3 protein-coding genes are annotated in these 3,773 nt (G+C 64.1%); all 3 read left to right on the top strand.

All coding sequences use genetic code 11. The annotated features are described in order from the left end of the window. Positions 1 to 378: 378 nt before the first annotated feature. The 3 genes from BM228_RS33285 (at position 379) to BM228_RS33275 (ending at position 2,843) form a co-directional block, all read left to right on the top strand. On the top strand, positions 379 to 1,716 hold the full coding sequence (locus tag BM228_RS33285; protein ID WP_092047587.1) for a DUF2157 domain-containing protein: 1,338 nt from the start codon (positions 379 to 381) through the stop codon (positions 1,714 to 1,716). Then, positions 1,713 to 2,381: a GDYXXLXY domain-containing protein gene (locus BM228_RS33280; protein ID WP_092047586.1), complete on the top strand. Its 669-nt coding sequence runs from the start codon at positions 1,713 to 1,715 to the stop codon at positions 2,379 to 2,381. Before BM228_RS33285 ends, BM228_RS33280 begins: the two co-directional genes overlap by 4 nt. A gap of 180 nt (positions 2,382 to 2,561) precedes the next feature. Next, positions 2,562 to 2,843 carry a hypothetical protein gene (locus BM228_RS33275; protein ID WP_092047585.1) on the top strand — a complete coding sequence of 94 codons (282 nt, stop codon included), beginning with the start codon at positions 2,562 to 2,564 and terminating at the stop codon, positions 2,841 to 2,843. Positions 2,844 to 3,773 lie beyond the last annotated feature (930 nt).

Here is a 3,773-nt window from a genome sequence, read left to right as displayed (position 1 = left end):
TCTGATCGCGCTCGGCACCGACAACAAACCGTCCCATGCCGTCCTCCCGTCGCGCAGAGGAAAGCTACCACCATCGGGGTTTTGACACAGCCAGGACCGAACCCGGCCGCCTGGACCGCCAGCGGCGTTTCCACAAAGCGGCCCTTCGTTCGTCCTCTATTCCAGAGCCAAAACGGTGCGGATGTGCGGTTCCAGGGTTCCGGATGAGGGAGGGATGATAGGGGCCAGCTGCGAGGCACAGCCAGATCCGCCGACGCAATGCAATCTATTCAGTTAATGGTAAGCATTATTCGATGTGCGAAAAGTCGCATTCGAGAGCTGCTGCCGAGCTTTAACACTTCGGCTGATACGATCTACAGCATCGCATGAAGGCTGCCCATGCCGCTGTCCTATTCCGCACGCCTGCGGCGCGATCTCCGCGATTGGCAGGAAAGCGGCCTGATCCTGCCCGAGCAGGCGGAACGCATCGCCGCGCACGCCTTCGCACCACGCGGTTCCAAACATCTGCAGGCCGCCATCGTCCTGTGCATCCTCCTGCTTGTGGCTCCGTCGATCATCGCGTTCGTGGCGGCAAATTGGTCCGTTATGGCGCCTGCGTCCCGACTGGTCGTCCTGTTCGTCACCAACGCCGTGGCCGTGTTTGGCACTTATCTCGCCGCGCGCCGGCGGGCTCAGGATCGAGCCCGTTCGGCGAGTAGGCTCGTCGATGGACTGGCGACCCTGTCCCTGGTTATCGCTGCGGCCACGCTGGCTCTCGTCGGACAGACCTTCCACGTGGCCGCGGATCCGCAAGGTTTTGCCGGAACCATTGCGGCTCTCGGCTTAGCGACAGCTTTGGTCGCGCGCTCCGGCGGCGCGGCCGTCATCGCCTGCGTCGCCCTCATCGCAGTCGACCTCGGGTTCGGAGGGCTCGACTTCGCAACGCTGCGAGGGGACACAGCCGCTGGTGCGGGGATTTGGTTCTGGACAGTGGGTCCGGTCCTGTTCCTCGCGAGCCTGTCAGGTTGGCTGCCTGCGCGGGAGGCAACGCTTCTCCTTCTCCTGATCGTATTCACCAACCACCTTGGTGGTGCACCGGCAGGTCTGACGTTCTTTCTTCCGCCAGATCGCATACTGACCGTGGCCGCGATTGCGCTCGCAGTTGGCCACGCAGTGTCTCGCGTCTCGCCTCAGGGAGAATGGCCCTCGCGCATCCACGCGGGTGCGCTTGCCCTCACACGTGCGGCCGTCGGTCTCTGCCTGCTCGGCATCGTCATGGTATCCGTGCGCACGCTCGGCTTCGGCGGTGCGCGGCCGACCTTCGCAGCAGCTCTCGCCCTCGCGACGATCGCGACCAGCGCGTTCGTCGTGGCACGCTTCCGGTCGCCCGCGCGGGCGGCCCGCCCCACAAGTGACCTTCTCGTTCTTGCCGCGGCCGCGTTGGCGCTTCTCATCTGGCTCATCGCTGGCACGGGCCGGGAACCATCGACCTTCTGGACCGTGTGGGGCGGCATCGTCCCAGCCCTCATGCTCGTCGTGGCAGGCGACCTCGAAGACAGGCGAGAGCTGTACGGCTGGGGCATGACACTGACCGCCGGCCTCACAATCGGCATGCTCGCGGCCTCTCGCAATCTGATCGCATTCTCGGGGAACTTGCTGCTGTGCGCCGTTCTCCTGAGCCTGGCCTTGCTGGCCTGCCGTTGGGCTGCTCGCCGCGTCACCGGGAGAGTCGCATGAAAAGATGGCTTGTCGGTCTCGCCTTTGCTGGCCTGCTGGCCGTTCAGGTGTCCCCTGCCGCGATGCTGGCTTGGCGGCAGACGCAACGGCTGAATGACGGACACTTGCTCCGCTTAGCGGTTGAAACTCGAGACCCTCGCGATTTGCTACGCGGTGAATACAGCGTGTTCACCTACGAGATCGGGCGCCTGCAAGGGATCGGCGCGGATGCGGCGCCGGCGGGCTGTGATCTCGATGCTCGCGACAATTGCAGGCTGGAGGTTGGACGCGACGTCTACGTTCGGCTCGCCGCCGATGCTGATGCTAATGGTGTGCACAGGGCGGATGAGGTGTTCTTCACGGCACCCCCAGGAAACGGGCTGTTCATCAAAGGCAGCCTGCGATCCGCGACGCTCGCGCGCCAGGGAGCTCCTCTCAGCATCCGGGCCAGGACGGGCGGCCAGCCGACGGAGCCCGCCACCTGTCAGCATTCGGTCTGTCTGACGGGCATCGTGAACTACGGCATCGAGCGGTGGTACGGGGCACAAGGCGTTCCCGGGAAACTCGATCGGACGGCACGCAAGGACATTCACGTCGAGGTGCGTGTGGCGTCGGACGGGACAGCCGTGATCGACGGGATCACCATGGCGGGCAAAGCCTTCGCCAAGACTGCTCGTCTCTGGTGAGGATCGGCTTCAAGCGTAGAGTAAAGCCGGGAAACATCAGCCGGTCGTTTGCGCTGGCGGCCGTCATCCCGCGCCGCGACGTGCCGGCCGTGTGCGACGCCAGCAGAGGTCCGTTGTCTGCTGGCAGGAACGCTTCCGGGGCAAACCCATTTCTTCTAGCAATCAACCAGGAGCACCAGTATGCGACCAGTCATACACGTATCGGCCATCGCCCTCGTGACACTCATGAGTGTCGGGGCCGCCGAGGCAAAGGGCTGCATCAAGGGCGCAATCATCGGCGGCTTGGCTGGTCATTATCTGGCTGAGCGCGGCGTCGTCGGTGCTGTGGCAGGCTGCCTCGGTGGCCGCTACCTCGCCAACCGGCAGGCTCGGCGAGAGATCGACTACGGCGCTCGCGTCCAGCCGAGGGGGACGGGCTACGGCCAGCCACAAGCTTACCCACGCCGCGATTACAGCTACTGATTGGTGAGGGAGCAGCCGCGTGAGGTCAATCTCACCCGGCTGCCGCTTCCATTGCGGCGGCCGCAGATATCCCGGTGCTCGTCGGCACTGGGCGCGCCTCTCGGAGCCATACCACTGGTCTTGATGCCGTTTGCTCTAGGCAAGAAGTTTTCAGTATCTACAAGGCTGAAGCCCGATGGGAAGGCAACTTCGTTGCGTGATCGGAGCCCTGGACTAACTGCGCCATCATTCAGTTGATGAGGCAGAAGCCGGCATCTTCATGCTCCACACCCCCGACGCGTCTGCCAGCCTCGCAGGGCGGAGCAACTGTGCGGACCTCACGGACGCGCGGCGGAACGGGAGCTGGGGTCGTCACAGAAGGCACAATCCTCGCCCTTGGTTCTACGCCGGCGGTCGTATCGCCAGAGGTTGCGAGCGGCATCGCGGTTGCGGTGGCTGCGACGGCGGCCTGACTCGGCGAGATAGTGACTGCAGGCCGGTAGCTTATCCGTCCGCCGGATCCAGTCTGAGCTACCGCAGCAGCAGGGGCCGGCATTATGGGTCGCTGTAGCGCCACCGTACGCCCGAAGGACAGGCGTATCCGTGCGCGAGCCTCGGCCCCGTTGATGCTCCCCACCAGGGCCAGAGATGCCACGCCTACTGCCACCACCTTCCGCATGTTCTACCTCCAGCGCATTTGGATAGTATGCGCGCGATATCCTTCACAATTGCTGTGGCGGTCACTTGCTTTCGACGAATTAGATTATTTGCGAGGCCTCCAGAAACGTCTGCTTCGCTGCGCCCGCCGCTCGAAAGCGGACCCACTGCAAGCCACCCTGAGCCGCCATTCGGCTACCGACCCAGGCCGTGTCAAAACGCCGAGAATCGGCTTTGTGCTGGGGTGCCGCCCCAATTTTGCGAGAATAGGCGCTCCACCGTTTGGATCGACCC

The sequence above is a fragment of the Methylobacterium pseudosasicola genome, from assembly GCF_900114535.1.
GTDB classification, from domain to species: Bacteria; Pseudomonadota; Alphaproteobacteria; order Rhizobiales; family Beijerinckiaceae; genus Methylobacterium; species Methylobacterium pseudosasicola.
This window is presented reverse-complemented; position numbering and strand designations above follow the sequence as displayed.